The sequence below is a fragment of the Arthrobacter sp. GW822-FHT05G07 genome, assembly GCF_058799755.1.
Genome location: NZ_JBXALT010000007.1, coordinates 322,258 through 342,348, shown reverse-complemented (window position 1 = coordinate 342,348; position 20,091 = coordinate 322,258). Strand labels below are relative to the sequence as shown.

Annotated in this window: 20 protein-coding genes; 7 read left to right on the top strand and 13 right to left on the bottom strand. The window is 63.6% G+C overall.

Going from position 1 to position 20,091, the window contains the following annotated elements; genetic code table 11:
• Positions 1-17 precede the first annotated feature (17 nt).
• Positions 18-2,132 (bottom strand): glycogen debranching protein GlgX, encoded by a 2,115-nt coding sequence (glgX, locus tag AC1RJY_RS14430; protein ID WP_043805813.1) that lies wholly within the window; start codon positions 2,130-2,132, stop codon positions 18-20.
• Positions 2,133-2,370: 238 nt separating this feature from the next.
• Here glgX and AC1RJY_RS14425 point away from each other — a divergent pair, with 238 nt between their 5' ends.
• Complete coding sequence (locus AC1RJY_RS14425) at positions 2,371-3,180, top strand: carbon-nitrogen hydrolase family protein (protein ID WP_498602581.1); 810 nt, start codon at positions 2,371-2,373, stop codon at positions 3,178-3,180.
• Positions 3,181-3,869: 689 nt separating this feature from the next.
• Here AC1RJY_RS14425 and rlmB read toward each other — a convergent pair.
• The 6 genes from rlmB to AC1RJY_RS14395 form a co-directional block, all read right to left on the bottom strand.
• Positions 3,870-4,862 carry a 23S rRNA (guanosine(2251)-2'-O)-methyltransferase RlmB gene (rlmB, locus tag AC1RJY_RS14420; RefSeq protein WP_011773643.1) on the bottom strand — a complete coding sequence of 331 codons (993 nt, stop codon included), beginning with the start codon at positions 4,860-4,862 and terminating at the stop codon, positions 3,870-3,872.
• A gap of 80 nt (positions 4,863-4,942) precedes the next feature.
• Positions 4,943-6,397 (bottom strand): cysteine--tRNA ligase, encoded by a 1,455-nt coding sequence (cysS, locus tag AC1RJY_RS14415; RefSeq protein WP_014920842.1) that lies wholly within the window; start codon positions 6,395-6,397, stop codon positions 4,943-4,945.
• Between the two features lie 35 nt (positions 6,398-6,432).
• Entirely contained in the window at positions 6,433-6,786 is a 354-nt protein-coding gene (locus AC1RJY_RS14410; protein WP_011773641.1) for a hypothetical protein, read from the bottom strand.
• Complete coding sequence (ispF, locus tag AC1RJY_RS14405) at positions 6,779-7,336, bottom strand: 2-C-methyl-D-erythritol 2,4-cyclodiphosphate synthase (protein ID WP_014920840.1); 558 nt, start codon at positions 7,334-7,336, stop codon at positions 6,779-6,781. The genes AC1RJY_RS14410 and ispF overlap by 8 nt, the downstream gene beginning before the upstream one ends.
• Positions 7,336-8,118 (bottom strand): 2-C-methyl-D-erythritol 4-phosphate cytidylyltransferase, encoded by a 783-nt coding sequence (gene ispD, locus AC1RJY_RS14400; protein ID WP_043469801.1) that lies wholly within the window; start codon positions 8,116-8,118, stop codon positions 7,336-7,338. Before ispD ends, ispF begins: the two co-directional genes overlap by 1 nt.
• A 122-nt stretch (positions 8,119-8,240) precedes the next feature.
• Positions 8,241-8,723 (bottom strand): CarD family transcriptional regulator, encoded by a 483-nt coding sequence (locus AC1RJY_RS14395; RefSeq protein ID WP_011690592.1) that lies wholly within the window; start codon positions 8,721-8,723, stop codon positions 8,241-8,243.
• Between the two features lie 293 nt (positions 8,724-9,016).
• Here AC1RJY_RS14395 and AC1RJY_RS14390 point away from each other — a divergent pair, with 293 nt between their 5' ends.
• Positions 9,017-9,553: a hypothetical protein gene (locus tag AC1RJY_RS14390; RefSeq protein WP_011773638.1), complete on the top strand. Its 537-nt coding sequence runs from the start codon at positions 9,017-9,019 to the stop codon at positions 9,551-9,553.
• 95 nt (positions 9,554-9,648) lie between these two features.
• Here AC1RJY_RS14390 and AC1RJY_RS14385 read toward each other — a convergent pair whose 3' ends face one another.
• Entirely contained in the window at positions 9,649-10,329 is a 681-nt protein-coding gene (locus AC1RJY_RS14385) for a winged helix-turn-helix domain-containing protein (protein ID WP_020608526.1), read from the bottom strand.
• Positions 10,326-11,606, bottom strand: a complete 1,281-nt coding sequence (locus AC1RJY_RS14380) for a sensor histidine kinase (RefSeq protein ID WP_238324625.1) — start codon at positions 11,604-11,606, stop codon at positions 10,326-10,328. Before AC1RJY_RS14380 ends, AC1RJY_RS14385 begins: the two co-directional genes overlap by 4 nt.
• Positions 11,607-11,805: 199 nt before the next feature.
• Between AC1RJY_RS14380 and phoU the strand changes: the two genes are divergently transcribed.
• Positions 11,806-12,459 carry a phosphate signaling complex protein PhoU gene (gene phoU, locus AC1RJY_RS14375; RefSeq protein WP_011773635.1) on the top strand — a complete coding sequence of 218 codons (654 nt, stop codon included), beginning with the start codon at positions 11,806-11,808 and terminating at the stop codon, positions 12,457-12,459.
• Between the two features lie 68 nt (positions 12,460-12,527).
• Here the strand turns inward: phoU and AC1RJY_RS14370 are convergent, their stop codons facing one another.
• Positions 12,528-13,274, bottom strand: a complete 747-nt coding sequence (locus AC1RJY_RS14370) for a phosphoglyceromutase (protein WP_043469799.1) — start codon at positions 13,272-13,274, stop codon at positions 12,528-12,530.
• Positions 13,275-13,370: 96 nt separating this feature from the next.
• Here AC1RJY_RS14370 and AC1RJY_RS14365 point away from each other — a divergent pair, with 96 nt between their 5' ends.
• Positions 13,371-14,192 carry a class I SAM-dependent methyltransferase gene (locus AC1RJY_RS14365; RefSeq protein ID WP_498602580.1) on the top strand — a complete coding sequence of 274 codons (822 nt, stop codon included), beginning with the start codon at positions 13,371-13,373 and terminating at the stop codon, positions 14,190-14,192.
• 25 nt (positions 14,193-14,217) lie between these two features.
• Here the strand turns inward: AC1RJY_RS14365 and AC1RJY_RS14360 are convergent, their stop codons facing one another.
• On the bottom strand, positions 14,218-14,559 hold the full coding sequence (locus AC1RJY_RS14360) for a DUF2516 family protein (RefSeq protein WP_498602579.1): 342 nt from the start codon (positions 14,557-14,559) through the stop codon (positions 14,218-14,220).
• A 10-nt stretch (positions 14,560-14,569) separates the two neighbouring features.
• On the bottom strand, positions 14,570-15,754 hold the full coding sequence (locus AC1RJY_RS14355; RefSeq protein ID WP_498602578.1) for a trans-sulfuration enzyme family protein: 1,185 nt from the start codon (positions 15,752-15,754) through the stop codon (positions 14,570-14,572).
• Between the two features lie 73 nt (positions 15,755-15,827).
• Between AC1RJY_RS14355 and tmk the strand changes: the two genes are divergently transcribed.
• From tmk to AC1RJY_RS14340, 3 genes are read left to right on the top strand one after another with little or no spacing between them, the layout of a single operon-like run.
• On the top strand, positions 15,828-16,517 hold the full coding sequence (gene tmk, locus AC1RJY_RS14350) for a dTMP kinase (protein WP_498602577.1): 690 nt from the start codon (positions 15,828-15,830) through the stop codon (positions 16,515-16,517).
• Positions 16,514-17,665, top strand: coding sequence for a DNA polymerase III subunit delta' (locus AC1RJY_RS14345; RefSeq protein ID WP_498602576.1), 1,152 nt, complete (start codon positions 16,514-16,516; stop codon positions 17,663-17,665). The genes tmk and AC1RJY_RS14345 overlap by 4 nt, the downstream gene beginning before the upstream one ends.
• A gap of 8 nt (positions 17,666-17,673) precedes the next feature.
• A complete protein-coding gene (locus tag AC1RJY_RS14340) occupies positions 17,674-19,308 on the top strand; it encodes an alpha/beta hydrolase (RefSeq protein WP_498602575.1) in 1,635 nt (544 codons plus the stop codon).
• Here the strand turns inward: AC1RJY_RS14340 and AC1RJY_RS14335 are convergent.
• Positions 19,305-20,036, bottom strand: coding sequence for an HAD family hydrolase (locus AC1RJY_RS14335; RefSeq protein ID WP_014920835.1), 732 nt, complete (start codon positions 20,034-20,036; stop codon positions 19,305-19,307). The genes AC1RJY_RS14340 and AC1RJY_RS14335 overlap by 4 nt on opposite strands.
• Positions 20,037-20,091 lie beyond the last annotated feature (55 nt).

The window sequence follows — 20,091 nt, the reverse complement described above, 5'->3', positions numbered from 1 at the left end:
GCGCTTCTAGGCAGCGACTATGTGCGGTAGATGTTGATGGTGTTGGCTTGCAGGATATCCCGCTCGCCCGAAGCCACCAACGCGCCCTTCCTTCGCTCATGCAGCACCGAGGTGGTGAAGCGGAGTTCAAACATGCGCTTTCCGATGCCTGACTCGCTCAAGATCTCCGGCAGGACCATTTTCACGTCCTGGTTGCTGCCGTTCACTGAGATCAACCCGCGGATCTCACTGTCCTCGTGACCCATCAGGAGCTGGACGGAGCGGACACTGGGATCGTTCCAGCGCGCCGGAGTCATCCGCTTTCCCTTGTCGTCGAACCATTGCAGGCTGGAATCGTTCGCGTTGCCGGGGAAGCTTTCAGGCTGGTGCCTCAAGAACCAACGGCGCAGCCTGACCAGTTCACGCGTGGTCCTGAACATGGCGTTGGCTTCCTGGGTCCGGCTCCAGTCAAGCCAGGCCGTGGGATTGTCCTGGCAGTAGGCGTTGTTGTTGCCTTGTTGGGTGCGCCCGATCTCGTCGCCGGCAGTGATCATGGGAACGCCGAAAGACAGGAGCAAGGTGGCCATCAGGTTGCGGACGGACAGGGCGCGGGCGGCGACGATTGCCTCGTTCTCGCTCCTTCCCTCCACGCCGTGGTTGTAGCTCCGGTTGTCTCCGTGGCCGTCGCGGTTCTGCTCCCCGTTGGCCTCGTTGTGTTTGCGGTCGTAGCTGACCAGGTCCTTGAGGGTGAAACCGTCGTGGGCGGTGATGAAGTTGACGCTGGCCAGGCGGGTGCGGCCCGATGATGCGAAGAGGTTGGCGGAGCCGGCCATGAGCTCAGCCAACGACGCCACCGAGCCGCCTTGGCCGCCGGCCTCGATCGCGGCCCGGTCAGACAGCCAGAAGCTACGGACTCCGTCACGGAAGTGGTCATTCCAGTCCGACCATCCGTGCGGGAACCGCCCCGTCTGCCACCCTCCATAGCCAACATCCCAAGGCTCGGCGATCAGCTTGACCGCTGAGAGTACGGGGTCCTCGGCAATCGCCTGCAGGAAAGGGTGCTGGGGATCGAAGGTGTTACTGGCATCCCGGCACAGCGTCACCGCGAGGTCGAAGCGGAACCCGTCCACATGGAAATCGTTCACCCAGTAACGCAAGGAATCCAGGGCGAGATCAACCACTACGGGATCACTGAAATCCAAGGTGTTGCCGCATCCGGTGGTGTCCAGGTAGCGCCCATGGGCGTCGTGCCGGTAGTAACGTTTCTCTGCCAAACCCCGGAAGCTCAGCGGCGGTCCGTCGGGCCCCGCTTCGGCCGTGTGGTTATACACGACGTCGAGAATGACTTCGATCCCCGCCGCATGGAGCAGTTTGATCATGCCCTTGAGCTCATCCTGCACCGCGTGGGGCCCGGCATTGCGAGCCGCCTCTGTGGCGTAGTCAGCGTGGGGAGCAAAGAAGGCAGCCGTGTTGTAGCCCCAGTAATTGGTCATGCCCAAGTCCTGGAGGTGGGACTCATCCAAGTGGAAATGAATGGGCAGAAGCTGGACGGCCGTGATGCCCAGTTCAGTGAGGTGCTGGATCATCACAGGATGCGCCATGCCCGCGTAGGTCCCGCGGAGGTGCTCAGGGATGTCCGGGTGCAGCATGGTTTGGCCACGAACGTGTGCCTCATAGATCACCGAGGTGCGCATGGGCGTTCGTGGCGGGCGGTCGTCGCCCCAATCAAAGCCTGTATCCACGTGGACGCTTGTGAGGAACTCGCCCCGCTGGTCTACGGCGCGGCCGTAAGGATCGAGCAGCAGTGGCTGGCCGCCGTCGTCGTCCAGGTCCACAGCCGGGATGGACAGCGGAAGCCCGCCCTCACCGGGGGCCTCACGGAAGCCATAGCGGGTGCCCGGCGGCATGCCGTTGACGAGGCTGAAGTGGACGCCGTTCTCAACGTTGGACAGAATGTGGGACTGCCACGGTTCGCCGGGTGCTTGGAACACCACCTCCACGCGGTCCAGATCCGGTGCGAAGACGGCCACGTTCACCGAATCGTTGGGTGCGGTTTGGGCGTCGAAAACTCCGGGCTGGGGCGCGCTCAGTCCGAGGGGCCTGGGCTGCGACGCATCCAGGGCAGCTGCTGTGTCAAAAATCGGCATAACCATTGCTTGCAAGTTTAGTTCCACGCAAAGTATGTACCGCGCGGGCCCGCCATGTGACGACGTTCAGCATCTCGATTTCATTACTTGCCCTAATATGGCGGGATTTGAACAGCCGCTCACGTGCTGGAACGCTCCCTCGGGGCGTGCTCGTTTGAGGTCTCAGGCCCCGATTGTGTCGCGACCCGCCGCCTCCGGGCCACCCGCTTGGCATACTGGGACGGAGACAACTGGAGGTTTTATCGTGCGAGTAGCACTTGCCCAAGTCATCACCGGCCGGGATCTGGCCGACAACCTGCGGCTCCTGGAGGAGAACGCCCGCCGGGCCAAGGACGGCGGCGCCGAATTGGTGGTTTTCCCCGAGGCGATGATGCGCGCGTTCGGAAATTCGCTGCTGGACATCGCTGAGCCCTTGGACGGGCCGTGGGCCAGCCGGGTGCGATCCCTCGCCGAGGAACTTCAGCTGGTGATCGTGGCCGGCATGTTCACCCCGGGCAGCCCCTCCGAGTCCGGATCCCCGCGGGTGCGGAACACGCTTCTGGCCACGGGACCTGGCGTGGAAACGAGCTACGACAAAATCCACCTCTTTGATGCGTTTGGTTTCGCGGAATCGGACACCGTTGAGGCGGGTACGGATCCGGTAACGTTCGACGCCGGTGGCCTCACCTTTGCTTTGGCTACCTGCTACGACATCCGTTTCCCCGCCTTGTTCACGGCCAATGCCCAGCGCGGAGCCGTGGTGAATATCGTGTCCGCGTCCTGGGGTTCCGGGCCGGGCAAGGCCGATCAGTGGCAGCTCCTCGCCCGCGCCCGCGCCGTGGACACCACCACGTTCGTGCTCGCCTGCGGCCAAGGCGATCCTGCCACCCAAGGTGTAGAGGCCAAAGGTGCCGCACCCACGGGCGTGGGGTACTCCGCCGTCGTCTCCCCGTTCGGCCAGGTACTGGAAGCCCTCACCGGCGAGCCGGGCCTCATTTTCTACGACCTCGATCCTGCTGTGGTGGAAGACGCCCGCCAAAAACTCCCGGTCCTTGCCAACCGCCGCGACATCTAACGCTCTCTCACATCCCCAGCCCTTCCAGCCATCCCTCTCTCACATCCCCAGCCCTCCCAGCCATCCCTCTCTCACATCCCCAGCCCTTCCAGCCATCCCTCTCTCACATCCCCAGCCCTTCCAGCCATCCCTCTCGGTGAGGCGATCGAGGTCGCGGAAAGCGCCCTAGGAAACTGGCTCTCGCGGGCCCGGAAGCGTTCTTCTGGCGGTCCGGCGCTGGCCCCGGTGCCCGTTCGTGGGCCCTTGGCATGGGAGTAGCATCAGTAGGCGCTGGCCGAGAGCGTGCGGATGAAAGCCGAGGTTGAGTTCCTGGGAAAGTAGAGGACTTCCAAGAGCGACGTGAGAGAGCGACCCGCCCAAACCCGAGGGACATGAGAGAGCGTCCGGCCCAAACCCGAGGAATGTGCGAGAGCGACCCGCCCAAACCCGAGGAATGTGCGAGAGCGACCCGCCCAAACCCGAGGGACATGAGAGAGCGACCCGCCCAAACCCGAGGGACATGAGAGAGCGACCCGCCCAAACCCGAGGGATGTGAGAGAGCGTCGGGACACCGTGCTGGGCATGCGAAAAGGCGCCGCAAGGGCCATCCGGAAGCGTGCGTCTAAGCGAAGAACGAGCGAGCACGCGGAGGATGGCGCTTGCGGCGCCTTCATGAGGACTGCTTGGCGCTTGCGGCGCCTTGGCAAGGGTTACTTAACGGCCCGCTGCCTCGACACTTCGTACAGCGAGATTCCAACGGCCATGGAGGCATTGAGCGACTCCATGGCGGAGTCGATGGGGATCGAGACGATCTGGTCGCAGTTTTCGCGGACGAGCCTGCTCAGGCCCTTGCCTTCGGAACCGACCACGATGCAGACGGGCTCGGTTGCAACAGTAAGGTCAGGCAGTGAGACATCGCCGTCGCCGTCCAGGCCTAGGACGTAGATGCCCATGTTCTTGAACTGCTTGAGTGCGTTGTTGAGGTTCGCGGCACGGGCTACCGGGACGCGGACAGCAGCACCGGCACTGGTCTTCCATGCGGACGCCGTGACGCCGACGGAGCGACGCTCGGGGACGATGACGCCGTGGCCGCTGAACGCGGAGACGGAGCGGATGATCGCGCCGAGGTTGCGGGGGTCGGTGATGCCGTCCAGTGCAACGAAGATGGGGGCGTTGGAGATGTGCCCCTTCTTCCACTTGGCGAGGGTTTCCTCGGCGAGGTCGTAAGCGTCCTCGTATTCGTACGGCGGGATTTGCAGTACGAGACCCTGGTGAACGGCGTCCTCGGTCATGCGGTCCAGCTCAACCTTGCCCGTTTCGAGCAGCGGAATACCGCGCTCGGCAGCGAGTTTGAGGGATTCCTTGACGCGGTCGTCCATCTCGATGCGGATGGCGACGTGCAAAGCCTTGGCCGGGATCCCGGCGCGGAGAGCCTCGACCACCGAGTTACGGCCCGTCACCAGCTCTTCAGTTGCACGGCCCTTGGGACCCGAGCGGGCGCCGGCGCCACCGGGACGGGTGCCCGATCCGCGCTTGGCAGCGGAGCGCTCAGCCAGCTGTTTGTTCTTGTATGCCTTGTGGTAGGTGCGTTCCTCCGCCTTGGGCGTGGGACCCTTGCCCTCCAGGGCCTTGCGGCCGTGGCCACCGGTTCCGGTGGTGGGGCCCTTCTTCTGCTTGACCGACCGGCGACCATTATTGGCCATGAGATTCCATCCTTGATTTTGTGAGTAAGTCTGGAATCAAGTCTACTGACCCGATGCAATTCGGCCGTCGCGCCGGTTTGTCAGTCGCGCTTGAGGCTCCAGGTGGCGCCGTCCGCACCATCTTCGACGACGACGCCGGCGGCGGCGAGTGTGTCGCGGATTGCGTCGGACGCGGCCCAGTCCTTGTTGGCCCGGGCGGCGGCTCGGGCTTCGAGTTGAGCTTCGATCAGCACTTCCAAGGCGGCGTGCTCGCGTCCTTGGACAGCTTCCGGACGCTTGACTGAATCCAGGCCGAGCACCTCGGTCATGGAAAGAACACTGTAGAGGGCCGCTTTGGCGCCTTCAAGGTCACCGGAAGCCAGGGCGGTGTTGCCGGCCCGCACAGTTTCGTGCAGCACACCCAGGGCTTGGGGAACGTTGAGGTCGTCGTCCATGGCTGCGATGAAAGCCGCGGGCATGTTGGCCTGCGGGGAAACGTCTGGCGCGCCCGTGCCCACCTTTGAAGACGCCTTGTGGATGAAGCCGTCAATGCGCTCGACGGCGGCGGCGGCCTCCTGCAGCGAGGTGGGCCGGTAGTCGAGGATGGAGCGGTAATGTGCCTGGCCGAGGTAGTAGCGAACCACGCGGGGTGAGGCGAGTTCGAGCATCTCGGCCGGGCTCACCGTATTGCCGATGGATTTGGACATCTTTTCACCCTCGTAGGTGACCATGCCGTTGTGCATCCAGAAGTTGGCGAACTCGTCGCCGGCGGCCTGGGATTGGGCCATCTCGTTCTCGTGGTGCGGGAAGCGAAGGTCCAGTCCCCCACCGTGGATATCGAACCGTGGGCCCAGGTACTTGGTGACCATGGCGGAGCACTCGAGGTGCCATCCGGGACGACCGGCGCCCCATGGGGACTCCCACTTGGCAGTGACGGGCTCACCGTCTTTGAAACCCTTCCACAACGCGAAGTCGCGCGGATCGCGCTTGCCGCGAGGGTCGGCGTCGGGCGCGCCCTGCATGTCGTCAATATTCTGCCGCGTCAGCGAGCCGTATTTGCTCCAAGAGCGGACGTCGAAGTAGACGTCGCCGGAATCGTCAAGTGCGGGGTAGGCATGGCCGCGATCGATGAGCCGCTGGATGAGCGTATGCATTTCCGGGATGTGGCCAGTGGCACGGGGCTCGTACGTGGGCCGTTGGACGCCCAGGGACTCGTAGGCATTCTCGAATTCCTGCTCGTAGCGGTACGCCAGGGCCCACCACTCTTCGGCTTGGCGCGCTGACGGTTCCGCGTCCCAGTCCGGCCCGAAGGATTGGGCGGACTTGGCCAGTATCTTGTCGTCGATGTCCGTGACGTTGCGCACCACGGTAACCCGGAGGCCGCGGAATTCGAGCCAGCGGGTCAGTTGGTCGAAGGCGATGGCCGACCTGACGTGGCCCACATGCGGCATTCCTTGGACAGTGGCCCCGCAGTAGTACACGCTGGCCTTGCCGTCTTCGAGGGGAACGAAGTCGCGGACTTCGGCGGAGGCGGTGTCATAGAAGCGCAGGGTCACCGCTCCAGATTAGCCGATGACGCGGCGTGACCTGCCTACTTGCAATATTCGCCGATCTTGTTGAACTGCACCTTGAGCTTCTCCTGCTGGTCTTGGGTGGCTGCCCCGAGCGATGAACCCGCTGCTTCGTCCATGATCGCGGCCATTTCCTTGATGGGATTTCCGATCTCCGGAGCGAGTTTGTCCGCGATCTCGTGATAGTGGGCGGCGATTTGCTTGGACTGCTGCTGCTGGTTGCCTTCGGGCTTGAAGGTGTCGTTGTTCAGGAATTCGCAGCTGGCTGTTACATCCATCTTTGGCGTCCCTCCGCAACCGCTCAGCAGGAGAGACGCGGCCAAGCCTGCAGACACCACAGCGGAACGCACGACGCCGGCGCCCGGCTTAACCATGAGGCGCACCTTTCGCGGGACCCGGCTCGGCTGCCGCCACCTCATGTCCGGAAACCGGGTAAACGAGGGCTGTGGCAACAGCGGAAATTCCTTCGCCCCGGCCCGTGAATCCCAGTCCGTCGCTGGTAGTGGCCGTGACGCTGACCGGCGCACCTGCGGCCTCGCTGAGGACCCGCTGGGATTCTTCCCGGCGCGGCCCGAATTTGGGGCGGTTAGCCACGAATTGCACTGCGACGTTGCCGATCTCGAAGCCTGCGGCGCGCACAATGCGTGCCGCTTCACTGAGGAGCTTGACGCCGGAGGCTCCGGCGAACTCAGGACGGTCCGTGCCGAAGTGCGTGCCCAGGTCACCGATTCCGCATGCGGAGAAGAGTGCGTCGGCGGCGGCGTGGGCGACGCAATCGCCGTCGGAATGCCCTGAAAGTCCTTGCTCGCCTTCCCAGAAGAGCCCGCCCAGCCACAGCGGCTGCGGGTGGTCTTCGGGGGCGAACGCGTGGACGTCTATGCCAACGCCGGTACGGGGAAGCACCATGTTCTGGTTCTGTGTCATCAGCCTTCCACCCAACGAATTCCCAGGGGACCTTCCAACAAGCCTTCGGCAATGATCAGATCCAGGGGCGTGGTGATCTTGAGTGACTGGCTGGCCCCACGGACAGCGTGGACGGGAACGCCCAGGAGCTCCACCAGCATGGCGTCGTCGGTGACAGCTGCGGATTGCTTGTCGTCGAACAGCCCGGCCGCTTCGTGTGCCCTGCGCAGGACGGCCAGTTCGAAGCCCTGCGGGGTCTGTACGGCCCGGAGCTGTTCGCGGGGAGCTGTTCCCGTGACCACTTCCGGGGCGATGGACGCGTCTGAGCCGTTCGTCTCGGCAACGGTCTTGATGGTGTCTACCACCGGCATGGTGGGAATGACGGCCTTAGCGCCGGAGGCCAAGGCGTCGGAGACGCGCTGGAAAACCCGTTCCGGGGTCAGGGCGCGGGCGGCGTCATGGACCAGAACAAGTTCCGTTCCGTCCTCCAAAGCAGCCATGGCGGCCCGGACGGAATCCGCGCGGGAGGAACCGCCGTCGACAACCGAAATCTCGGGGCCGCCGTCCACCAGGTCAATAGTGAACTCGGAGATCGACTCGCGCAGGGCGGTGTCCCCTTTGGGCACGGCGACGCAGATCTGGCGCGCAACATCAGAGGCAACCACACCGCGAAGGGCATGCATCAAAATGGTTTCGCCACCCAGCGGAACCTGGGCTTTGGGCATGCCGTAGCCGAGGCGTTCACCGGAGCCGGCAGCAACCACGATCACGGCCGTGACGGCGCGCTTGGAAGGAGTACTCATGCGCCCAAGGTTATGCGGAATGTGCATGGAATACCCACATGTCGGGTCATTCCTCGCTACTGGAGCCACAGCGTGGCAAAAAGAAACCCGGCGGCGCATTCGCACCACCGGGCTCAATTTTCTTAGGAAGCCAAGACCTCGTCGAGAACGCTTGCGGCCTTCTCTTCGTCTGTCTTCTCAGCCAGGGCCAGTTCTGAAATCAGAATCTGCCGCGCCTTGGCCAGCATCCGCTTCTCACCTGCGGAAAGGCCGCGATCGTGATCACGACGCCAAAGATCGCGAACGACCTCTGCCACCTTGATGACATCGCCCGAAGCAAGCTTCTCCAGGTTCGCCTTGTAACGACGCGACCAGTTGGTAGGCTCTTCAGTGAACTCGGCGCGGAGAACGTCAAATACGTGCTCCAAGCCTTCTTTGCCCACTACGTCCCGGACCCCAACAAGGTCAACGTTCTCTGCTGGAACTTCAATGGTCAGATCACCCTGAGCCACCTTGAGCTTGAGATACATCTTCTCTTCGCCCTTGATGGTGCGCATCTTGATTTCCTCAATTTTTGCTGCACCGTGGTGAGGGTAAACTACTGTCTCGCCGACCTCAAAAACCATGTGGACTTTCCCCTTTCCCGCAGATTAGTCTATCACGATTAAGGCATACGACTGGCATCACACAGGCCCTCCTGCCGCGCCAATAAAGGGAATAAGGCCTTAAACGACTTCCTCCAAGGTCTTGACGTATTCGGGGAAAGATGCTCATGGCAATCAAAGTGCGAGCAAGATCTCTTCCGTTGATGGCGCCACATAGCCTTCCCGAATCCTTATTTTGGCGGGTTTGCCGATAGGCTATGGCTGAAAAGTGTTCCAATGACTCTTGAGGAGTAGGTGTCGTGCGCAATACTGCGATGAACCCTGTCCAGCGCGGCAAGCTGGCAATTGCGGCGGCTGCAATCGGCGTCGGTCTTCTGTCCGTCACCGGCTGTGGATTCGTCAACGCCCAGCAGACTACCCACCAATACTCGGCATCGGACGGGATCAAAGCTGATCTCGGTCCCCTGCAGTTGCGCAACATCCTGATTGTTGCGTCGGGCGAGAACGAGCCCGGCCGCGTCATCGGCGCCGTCTTCAACACCTCCGGCACCGACGCCACCCTCACCATGAGCGGTGCCAACGGAGCCCAGACCGAAATCCCGGTCAAGGCCAACGCGGAGACGTACCTGAATGACACCGCGGATGCAGCGATCCTCAGCACCGCGGGTGTCATCCCCGGCGGCCTGACCCCGATCACCATCCGCAGTGGATCCGACTCCGCTACGGTCAACGTCCCCGTGGTTGACGGCACCCTGCCCGAGTACGCCAAGTACCTGCCCACCACGCCGACCCCGACGGCAACGCCGACGTCCACAGCTACGTCCTCGGAGGCCCCGGCCGCCGGACACTAGCAGGCAGGAAGCCACAAGCGACACAAACAAGGAAGGGTCCCGCCTCGGCGGGACCCTTCCTTGTTTGTTTGTGCGCAGCGCCGGTGCAGCGATCTTTACGGCTCGAACTTGTAGCCCAGGCCGCGCACAGTTACCAGGTATCGGGGAGCGGAGGGATCCGGCTCGATCTTGCTACGGAGCCGCTTCACATGGACGTCCAATGTCTTGGTGTCACCCACGTAGTCCGAGCCCCACACACGGTCGATCAACTGGCCACGCGTCAGTACCCGGCCTGAGTTGCGGAGCAGCATCTCCAACAGCTCGAACTCCTTAAGCGGCAGGGAAACCTGCTCACCGTTGACGCTCACCACGTGGCGTTCGATGTCCATGCGGACAGGACCGGCCTGCACCGTGGACGTGATGAGCTCCTCCGGCTCGCCCTGCCGGCGAAGCACCGCTCGGACTCGGGCCACGAGCTCGCGGGAGGAATACGGCTTGGTGACGTAGTCGTCCGCGCCGAGCTCCAGCCCAACAACCTTGTCGATCTCGGAGTCTTTGGCCGTCAGCATGATGACGGGGACACTGGAACGTTGCCGGAGCTGCCGGCACACTTCCGTCCCCGGCGTTCCCGGCAACTGCAAGTCCAGAAGGACGAGGTCGGCACCGTTCCGGTCAAATTCCACCAAGGCGTCGCTGCCGTTATCCACTACCTCGACGTCGAAACCCTCTTTGCCCAGAAGATAGGACAAGGGGTCGCTGAAGGACTCTTCGTCCTCCACTATCAAAATCCGGCTCAAGCGCTGGCTCCTTGCTCTTGGGCGCCGCTGGCGCCCCTATGGTGATTCACGTGATGGGGTTGTTCAATCGCGTGATGAGGCTCGACGGCGGTGGTCGCCGGAAGTTCGGAAGACGCGGCTGCCGTGGCAGCGGAAGTCTGGAGGCCGGCGTCGTCGTCCTGGCCTTCCATCTCCGGCAAGCGAATAGTAAACGTTGACCCTTGGCCGGGCTGGGACCACACGGTCACCTCGCCGCCGTGGTTGGACACCACGTGCTTGACGATGCTGAGCCCGAGGCCCGTGCCACCGGTGTGGCGGGATCGCGCCGCGTCCACGCGGTAGAAACGCTCGAACACGCGTTCCTGGTCCTCGGCGGTGAGGCCTTCGCCTTGGTCCGTGACCGAGATGGCGACGACGCCCTCGCGGGTCCGGACGCCGACACCAACCCTCGTGTTTTCGGGGGAATAGCGGATGGCGTTGTCGATCAGGTTGCGGAGCGCGGTCACCAGGAGATCGCGGTCACCGAAAACAAGCGAGTCGGAGTGTCCACCCACCACTATCTGGATGTTCTTGCTCTCTGCAGGCAGTTGCGAGCGGTCCACCGCTTCTGTGATCACGGTATTGATGTCCACGGCGTGCCCCTGCTGGGCGACGTTGGCGCCCTGCAGCCGGGAAAGTTCAATGATGTCCTGGACCAGGGCTGCCAAGCGGCCGGACTCCTTGTGCATGCGCTTAGCGAAGCGGCGCACTGCTTCCTCGTCATCGGGCGACGCTTCGAGGGCCTCGGCCAGGAGCGATATGGCGCCGACGGGGGTCTTGAGCTCGTGGGACACGTTGGCCACGAAGTCGTTGCGGATCTCCTCGGTGCGGGTGATCTCGGTACGGTCGTCGGCCAGCAACACGATGTATTCCCAACCGAGCATGGCTGCCCGGACCTGGACCACAATAGTGCCCTTGCCCAACGGACCACGCGGGAGCTCGTACTGCTCTTCAAGGATCACGCCATCGCGGCGGACCTTCGCGGTCATGTCCAGGAGTTGCTTGTGCACCACCGTGTGCCCGCGCACCAGGCCGTACGCGTACGCTGCGGGACTTGCACGGACTACGCCGTCGATCGCGTCCACTACTACAAAGGCACGCCCGACGACGGACAGCACTTCCGCGGCACCCTCAGGAAGCAGGGGTTCGCTGACGTCCAGGTCCACGATGCTCCGTTGCCGCTCGCTGATCCTGAAAGCGAGCATGCCAAAGACGCCCAACGACAGGCCTACGAGGCCAGCGACGACACCTATGAGCAATGGATCCACGTGTCCAGCTTATGCTGTGGAAACACGGCAATGCTGTGATCCGGCGCCAAACGCGGACGGTTCAACTAACGTTCATCTAAAGGAGCCAAACAGTTCACTGGTCCCTGACACAGTTACTGGTTGGACTGTCAATGGTTTTGAAATCCGACCCCCACCATGGGAACAGGATTTCCAAGGAAAGGACGCCTTAGTGCGCAAGGTTTTTCAGGAGGAGCTCACCCAGGTAGGTGACGACCTCATCGAGATCTCCAAGCTGGTTCACGAAGCAATCACGAAGGCTACTACGTCCTTCGAAGGCGCCGACGTGGATCTTGCCCAGGACGTCATTGCGGCAGATGCCCGCATCGACTTCCTGCAGAACAGCCTCGACGAGCGTGCCATCGACATCCTTGCCTTGCAGGGTCCTGTCGCGAGCGACCTCCGCATGATTGTGGGTTCGCTGCGCATGAGTGCGTCGCTGGAACGCATGGGTGACCTGGCCCGCCACGTTGCCCAGCTGGCGCGCCTGCGCTACCCGGCCACCGTGATCCCGTCGTCGCTGACCCAGACCTTCAAGGCCATGGCCCAGCACGACATCGAGATCACCGCCAAGGTCATTGAACTGCTGGAGACCCGCGATCTTGAGGTAGCCCGCGACATCCTCAAGATCAACATCGCCGTGGACGACCTCCACCTCAGCGTCTTCAAGGCCATCGCCTCCCCCGAATGGACTGAAAGCCCGTCCACCACCGTAGACGTCGCCCTGGCCAGCCGCTACTTCGAACGCTTCGCCGATCACGGCGTTTCGGTCGCGCGCAAGGTCACCTACTTGGTGACCGGCGAATGGCAGCCCGAGGGCTTCTAACACTGGAGCATTAACGACGACGGCCGGTCACCTGAGGTGACCGGCCGTCGTCGTCGTTAACTACAACGTCATTTCTTGCCCTGGTTGGCCACCGCGAGGATGGCCTGGGCTGCTGCGTCGGGATCCAGGTAGGTTCCGCCCGGGTTGATGGGCTGGAAGTCCTCATCCAGTTCGTAGACCAGCGGGATGCCCGTGGGGATGTTCAGCCCGGCAATGGCGTCATCGCTGATGCCATCCAGGTGCTTCACCAGGGCGCGCAGGGAGTTGCCGTGGGCGGTAACCAGAACGGTCTTGCCGGCCTTGAGGTCTTCCTTGATGTCCGATTCCCAGTAAGGGAGCAGGCGGACCAGAACGTCCTTGAGGCATTCGGTGCGCGGCAGTGCGTCGCCGAGGTCCTTGTAGCGGACGTCGTGTGCCTGCGAGAATTCGCTGTCGTCCGACAGGGGCGGCGGCGGGGTGTCGTAGCTGCGGCGCCATTCCATGAACTGCTCTTCGCCGAATTCGGCAAGGGTCTGGGCCTTGTCCTTGCCCTGCAGGGCGCCGTAGTGGCGCTCGTTCAGGCGCCAGTCGCGTTTGACGGGGATCCACCCGCGGTCGGCCTTGTCCAAGGCCATGTTGGCCGTGTTGATGGCACGCTTCAGGAGCGAGGTGTAGAGGACGTCCGGGAGGATCTCGTTCTCAACCAGGAGCTCTCCACCGCGCACTGCTTCTTCGCGGCCTTGATCGTTCAGGTCAACGTCCACCCAACCGGTGAACAGGTTCTTGGCGTTCCATTCGCTGTGGCCATGGCGCAGCAGAATCAGCTTGTAAGTCATGGTTTTCATCCTAGCCGAGCAGTTACGTGCCCTGCCCGTCGTTACGTCCGGCAACGAGCCCCGCGGACCGATGCTGGCAAGGATAAAGTGGGGGCCGTGGTGCAAAAAGCGGAACGGGTGGGCTCTCCCCGTAGTCGGGGCGGAAAGCCGGTTGGCAACGTCACTCGCGGCACCACGAACCCCAATCGCATGCGCCGCTTGGACCGCTGGTTGGCGGGACCCCAAGCGTGGCGGCTGCGCGCCGCCGTCGACCCGCTTGTGGTGGACCTTGGCTATGGCGCCTCGCCCACCACCGCCGTCGAGCTTTTTGAACGGCTTCAAGCCGTACGGCCCGATGTGCGGGTCTGCGGGATCGAGATTGAGCCGGAGCGCGTGCGGACCGCCAAAGCCCTTGAACGGCCCGGGCTGAGCTTCCACGTTGGCGGTTTCGAAATCCCGGTTCCGGGTGAACCGGTGTTGGTGCGGGCCTTCAACGTGCTGCGGCAGTACGAGGAAGCGGACGTCGCAGGGATCTGGAAACTGGTGCAGTCCCGGCTGGCGCCCGGCGGGTTGTTCATTGATGGCACATGCGACGAGATAGGGCGCCGTGTGACGTGGGTGGCGTTGGATAAAGAACGTCCGTTGAGCCTGAGTTTTTCCGTGCGGTTCGGCAGTTTTGAGTTGCCGTCCGAGGTAGCGGAGCGGCTGCCCAAGGCCCTGATTCACCGAAATGTCCCGGGCGAAGCGATCCACGCGTTCCTGCAAGCCATGGACAAGGCATGGTTGGAAGCGGCACCTCTGGCGTCGTTCGGAAACCGGCAACGCTGGACGGGTATGTGCCGTTTACTGCACGACGCCGGGTGGCCGCTTCAGGACGGTCCGGCACGGTGGCGCTTGGGTGAAGTGACGGTGGCGTGGGACGCCGTGGCTCCCCGCTAAGGCCGATCCAGAGGAACCGCGCCGGCTACCAGGGGCCGTATGGACCGACGTTGCGGTTGCCGCCGCTGCCGGCCTCGCGCAGAGCGGGGCGGACGTCGGCCAGGTAGACGCACGCTGCGGTGACGGCGGCGATCCCGAACAACCCCAGGCTGCTGCCGCCTGCCAGAACGGTCAAGCCGCCAATCGCAAGTGCCACTCCGGTGAGGGCCAGCCAAAAGGTCTTGGTGCGCTTGGAGGCAGCTACGAAGAGCGTCGGCTTGTGGCGCAGGCAGTCCGCAAAGGCCCACAGTTCCAGGGCAAGGGCCACCAAGCCAAGGATCCAGTAAACCCCGGTGGTAACGTACGCGATCAAAATTTTTCCGTCCACGCTCTTTAGCCTAGCCGTCCAGCGACTTCAGCGCTTGCTCAAGGTCGGACCAGAGGTCTTCCACGTTCTCGATTCCAACGCTCAACCGGACCAGGTTCTCCGGAACGCTGAGCGGCTCAGCCGTGTGCCGGCGTCGGCGTTCAATCAGCGACTCAACCCCGCCCAAAGACGTGGCGGGAAGCCAGAGCTGCAAGGCGCGGACCAAATGGTCTGCTGCGTCGGCACCGCCGCGCTGTTCATCGCCGGCGATCTGGATGCACAGGATGGAGCCAAAGCCCTTCATCTGCACCTTGGCGCGCTCGTGGCCCGGATCCGTGGCGAGGCCGGGATAGCGGATAGCTTCGACGCGGGGGTGGACGCGGAGGCGTTCGGCGAGCGTAGCCGCGGACGCCTGGGAACGCTCGATCCGCAACGCCAGGGTGCGGAGGCCGCGAAGTGCCAGCCAGGCCTCGAACGGTCCGGCGATGCCGCCGTGGATGATCCGGTGGTGGAGCAGGGTGGCGCGCAGTTCCGGGTTGGACGTCACCAAGGCGCCCAGGACAACGTCCGAATGGCCGGCAAGGTACTTGGTCACGGAGTGAAGGACGACGTCGGAACCCAGGCTGAGGGGCTGCTGCACCAAAGGCGTGGAGAAAGTATTGTCCGTGACCACGATCGCGCCGGCCGCGTGTGCGGCGTCAGTAAGCGCGCGGACGTCGGCGATGCCGAGCATGGGGTTGGTGGGGCTTTCCAGCCAGAGCAGGTCCGCCTTCTTGCCGCTTTCAGGGCTGATGAGGGCCTTCACGGCTTCCGTGTCCGTGATGTCTACCGTGCGAAGTTCCAGGAAACCCTTCTCCGCCAGCTCGGTGGCCATGACCAGTGAACCTGCGTAGCTGTGCGAGGGCATGACCACCACACCACCCGCGGGAACAAGGGACAGCGCTGAGCTGACCGCTGCCAGACCTGAGGCGTAGAGCAGGCCGGGCAGGGTGGCGCCTTCAAGTTTGGCCAGCGCATCCTCGAAGGGATCCCAGGTGGGGTTGGCGTAGCGTCCGTAACCGCGATCTCCATCGCCCAACGAACCAGTTCCGAAGTATGTGGAGGACAAGACGATGGGCGGATTCACGGGCTCGTCGTGGGCGCGCTCGGGGCGGCCGGCCGCAACTACAACGGTTTCCGGAGACAAATCGGCGGCGTGCTGATCGGAAAGGCTCATGGTTTCAGCGTAGTCGCGGGCAATGCTGTGGATGAAAGCCGTCTCGCATGCCGGTGATCGGTAGGCTAGACGAGTGAGTATTAAGAGTCCAGGCCTTTTCATCGCCTTCGAAGGCGGGGACGGAGCGGGCAAGTCCACCCAGGCCGCCCGGCTCTCCGACGCCCTCGAGTCACAGGGCCTTTCCGTGCTGCGCACCCGCGAACCAGGCGGCACACCCATCGGCGAGAAATTGCGCTCCTTGGTCCTGGACCACGGACACGGCACCATCGATCCCCGCACGGAAGCCCTCATGTTCGCCGCTGCCCGCGCAGCCCATGCCAGCCAAGTGATCCGGCCCGCGCTGGCTGGCGGAACAGTGGTCATCACCGACCGCTACATCGATTCATCCGTCGCCTATCAGGGTGCCGGCCGCGGCCTCGGCGCCGAAGGCGTTTTGTCACTCAATGAGTGGGCCACCGAAGGCCTGCATCCGGACCTGACGGTACTGCTCGACGTCGACCCCTCCGACGGCCGCCAACGCCGGACCGCCGGGGACGCCACCGAGGACAGGCTGGAGTCCGAGCCTGACCACTTCCATTCCGCCATCCGCCACGCATTCCTGGACCTCGCGGCGGCTGCACCGTCCAGCTATCTGGTGCTGGCTGCCAGTGCCGACATTGAAACATTGGCAGCACAGATCCTGGAACGAGTGGAGACGTTGTTGGGTGACCGGATTTCGGGCGAAACCGCTGCGGGCGAAGCCGTTTCGGGCGACCGCCCGTGAGCGTCTGGGACGACCTCCAAGGGCAAGCGCCCGTCGTCGCGCAACTAAGGCAAGCGGCGCAGGGCGAAACCGGCCTCACCCATGCGTGGCTTTTCACCGGTCCCCCGGGATCCGGCCGTTCCAACGCAGCCAAGGCATTCGCCGCCGCCTTGAACTGCGAGCAGGACGACGTCACCATGCGCGGCTGCGGCGAGTGCGCGGCGTGCCACACGATCCTCGGTGAAACGCACTCGGACGTGACATTCGTGCGCACCGAAAAGGTCACCATCACCATCGACGAAGCACGCGAACTCGTGTCCAAGGCCGGCGACCGGCCAGCCACGGGACGGTGGCGCATCATCGTGGTGGAGGACGCGGACCGCATGGCCGAGCGCACCACCAACGTCTTGCTGAAAGCCATCGAGGAACCCACTCCCAGGACCATCTGGATGCTGTGTGCCCCCTCACCTGCCGACGTACTGGTCACCATCCGGTCGCGATGCCGTCCTGTGAGCCTGCGGCTGCCGCCGGCCTCCGACGTCGCCGAGCTTTTGGTGAGGCGCGACGGCGTCGAACGCCAACTCGCGGACCGTGCGGCGCGCGCGGCTCAGAGCCATATCGGGATCGCCCGGCGGTTGGCCCGCGACGCCGAGGCGCGGCAACGTCGGATGGATACCGTTCGCATCCCGCTTGGCCTTCGCGGCGTCACTGCTGCCGTGATGATGGCCGAAAAGCTGGTCAAGATCGCCACCGACGAGGCCAACAGCTCCAACGACGAACGCGACGCCGCGGAGAAAATCGCACTGCTGGCAAGCTTGGGCGCTCCCGAATCCGGCACCCTCCCACCATCCATGCGCAGCCAAGTCAGGCAGCTTGAGGATGACCAGAAACGGCGTGCCAAGCGCTCCATCACCGACTCACTGGACCGCACGCTGACGGATCTGCTGTCCTTTTACCGGGACGTCCTCATCATCCAGTTGGGGAACGCAGTGGAACTGGTCAACGTTGAACTCAAGAGCGAATTGGAAGAATACGCGGCCCATTCAACCCCGGAAACCACCTTGGCCCGGATGGACGCCATCAACAAAGCCCGTGTCCGAATCACCACCACCAACGTGGCGCCGCTGTTGGCGGTCGAGTCCATGGCCACGAGCCTCATTCAGCAATAGGAGAATGCATGAAGTCCGCACCCCGCCGGTCCGCCGGTACCCCTTCACGGGACCGGTCTGCCCACGTTGATGCGGGTGGTGGATCGGCAATCCGGGGTGTTGCAATGCCAGTAAGGCGTGGCCGCGGAGTCGCTGCGCTCTGCGTTGCTCTGGCATCCATGCTGGTGCTCAGCGCGTGCACGCTCCTCCCAACACCACAGGCCAAGCCGTCCACCAGCACCGTGGATCCGTCCATCGCCGCATCAGCGCCTGAGGGCCTGGAGAAGTACTACTCGCAGTCTGTTGAATGGAGCCCGTGCGAGGACGGTCTGCACTGCGGCAAGGTCCAGGTGCCTAAGGACTACGCAAACCCGGCATCCGGGGACATCGCGCTTTCCGTCATTAAGCTGCCCAGCACGGGCAACAAGCAAGGTTCCGTGCTGATAAATCCCGGCGGACCTGGCGGCTCCGGCGTGGATTTCGTCAAGGACGCCGGCAGCACCCACTTCACCGAGAAGTTGCGGGCCAATTACGATGTTGTTGGCTTTGATCCCCGTGGAGTGGGCCGTTCCGCTCCGGTGACCTGCATGACCGACGCCGAACGTGACGCCGCCCGCGAAAAGGTGTTCCGCAAGAACACTGACGAAGGATTGGCTGCGGCGCTTGCCTTCAACAAATCATTCGCTGATCAGTGCGCCCAGCAGACCGGTGATGTTTTGGGACTCATCGATACCGTGAGCGCTGCCAAGGACCTGGACATCCTGCGCGCGGTAGCGAACGATGCCAAGCTCAACTACTTGGGCTTCTCCTACGGCACGCTCCTGGGTTCAACCTATGCATCGCTCTTCCCGGACAACGTGGGCCGCATGGTCCTTGACGGCGCAGTGGACCCGGCCAACAGCAACGAGGAACTGACGGCCGGCCAGGCACGTGCTTTCGAAAAGGCCCTCCGCACGTACGTGGCCAACTGCCAGGGACAGCAAAACTGCCCCCTCAGCGGCTCCGTGGACAACGGTGTCCAGGAAATCCGGGACCTCATCAATGCCGTAGACCAGAATCCCCAGACAGCCAAGGACGGCCGCTTGGTGACGGTCAATGACGTCGTCAACGGGCTCATCCTGCCCCTGTACAACGACCTCAGCTGGCCGGCCCTGACCCAAGCGCTGGAGACAGCTTTCTCCGGTGACGTCTCGCAGATGATGCGGCTTGCCGATCTGGGCGCCGACCGCGAACCCAACGGCACGTACAGCTCCAACTCCGCTTTCGCGTTCCAGGCCATCAACTGCCTGGACTACCCGATGGTTACAGACACTGCCGGCATGCGGGCCGAGGAAGTCCGCCTCATACAGGACTCCCCCACGTTCGGTGCATTCTTCGCGTACGGCGGCGTCACCTGCAAGGACTGGCCGTACGCCAACACCCGCACCCCGGCACCAGTGGACTACAACGGATCTGCACCCATTGTGGTGGTCGGTACCACCGGCGATCCCGCCACCCCGCTCGAATGGTCCCAGTCCCTGCGCAAGCAACTGGAAAATGCGTCACTCGTCACCTGGGAAGGTGAGGGGCACACAGCATACGGCCGCGCGAACACGTGCGTCAGCACCGCCGTCGACGACTACTTTGTTGACGGCAAGCTGCCGCAGGACGGGCTCAAATGCTAGAGGTGCCTGGCTTCCCGCTTCTCCACCAACAGCGGGAGCTGCTTGATGGAATCAACGACGACGGTGGCTCCGGCCGCGCGTAGCGTTGCCTCAGAATGCGAACCGGTCAGGACGCCCGCCACGAGGGACGCGCCGGAACGGACGCCAGAGAGCATGTCCGAGCTGGTGTCGCCCACCACCGCCACCTCGCGCACATCGTCCAGATCCAATGCGAGCACGGCCGTCAGGATCATGTCCGGGTAAGGCCGTCCACGTCCGGCGTCGGCCGGGCACAGACTGAGGTCCGCCAGGCCCATCCATCCCAGGGATTCCAGCACCATGTTTTGCGTGTGACGGCCGAATCCCGTGGCCAGGCAGATCTGCATGCCGGACTCGCGCATCCACAAAATGGCGTCCTCCGCTCCGGCAATCGCGCGGACACCCCCGTCTTCAATGAGCTCGTCATAGCTGTTCTCGAAAACCTTATTGGCGCTTTCGGCCACAGCGGAGTCCTCGAAAAGGTGGCTGAAAACGGTCATTTTAGAGAAGCCCATGGTGTCCCGGGCGTAGCCGAGCATGCTCTCGAACCGGCTGCTGCCCGGTTCGATGCCGTGTTCCGCAAGCGCCCGGGACATGGCCCGCTCCGTGCGGCCATCGTCGGTGATGGTGGTCCCCACCATATCCACGACGGCGAGCCTCAGCCGGTTCGGTGTGTGGCTGGCGTCCCTGGTCAATGCGTCCCCGGTCATGGAGCGGCTCCTTCGGCTTGTGTGCATGGCGGCTGGATCTCACCACAGCTAGTTC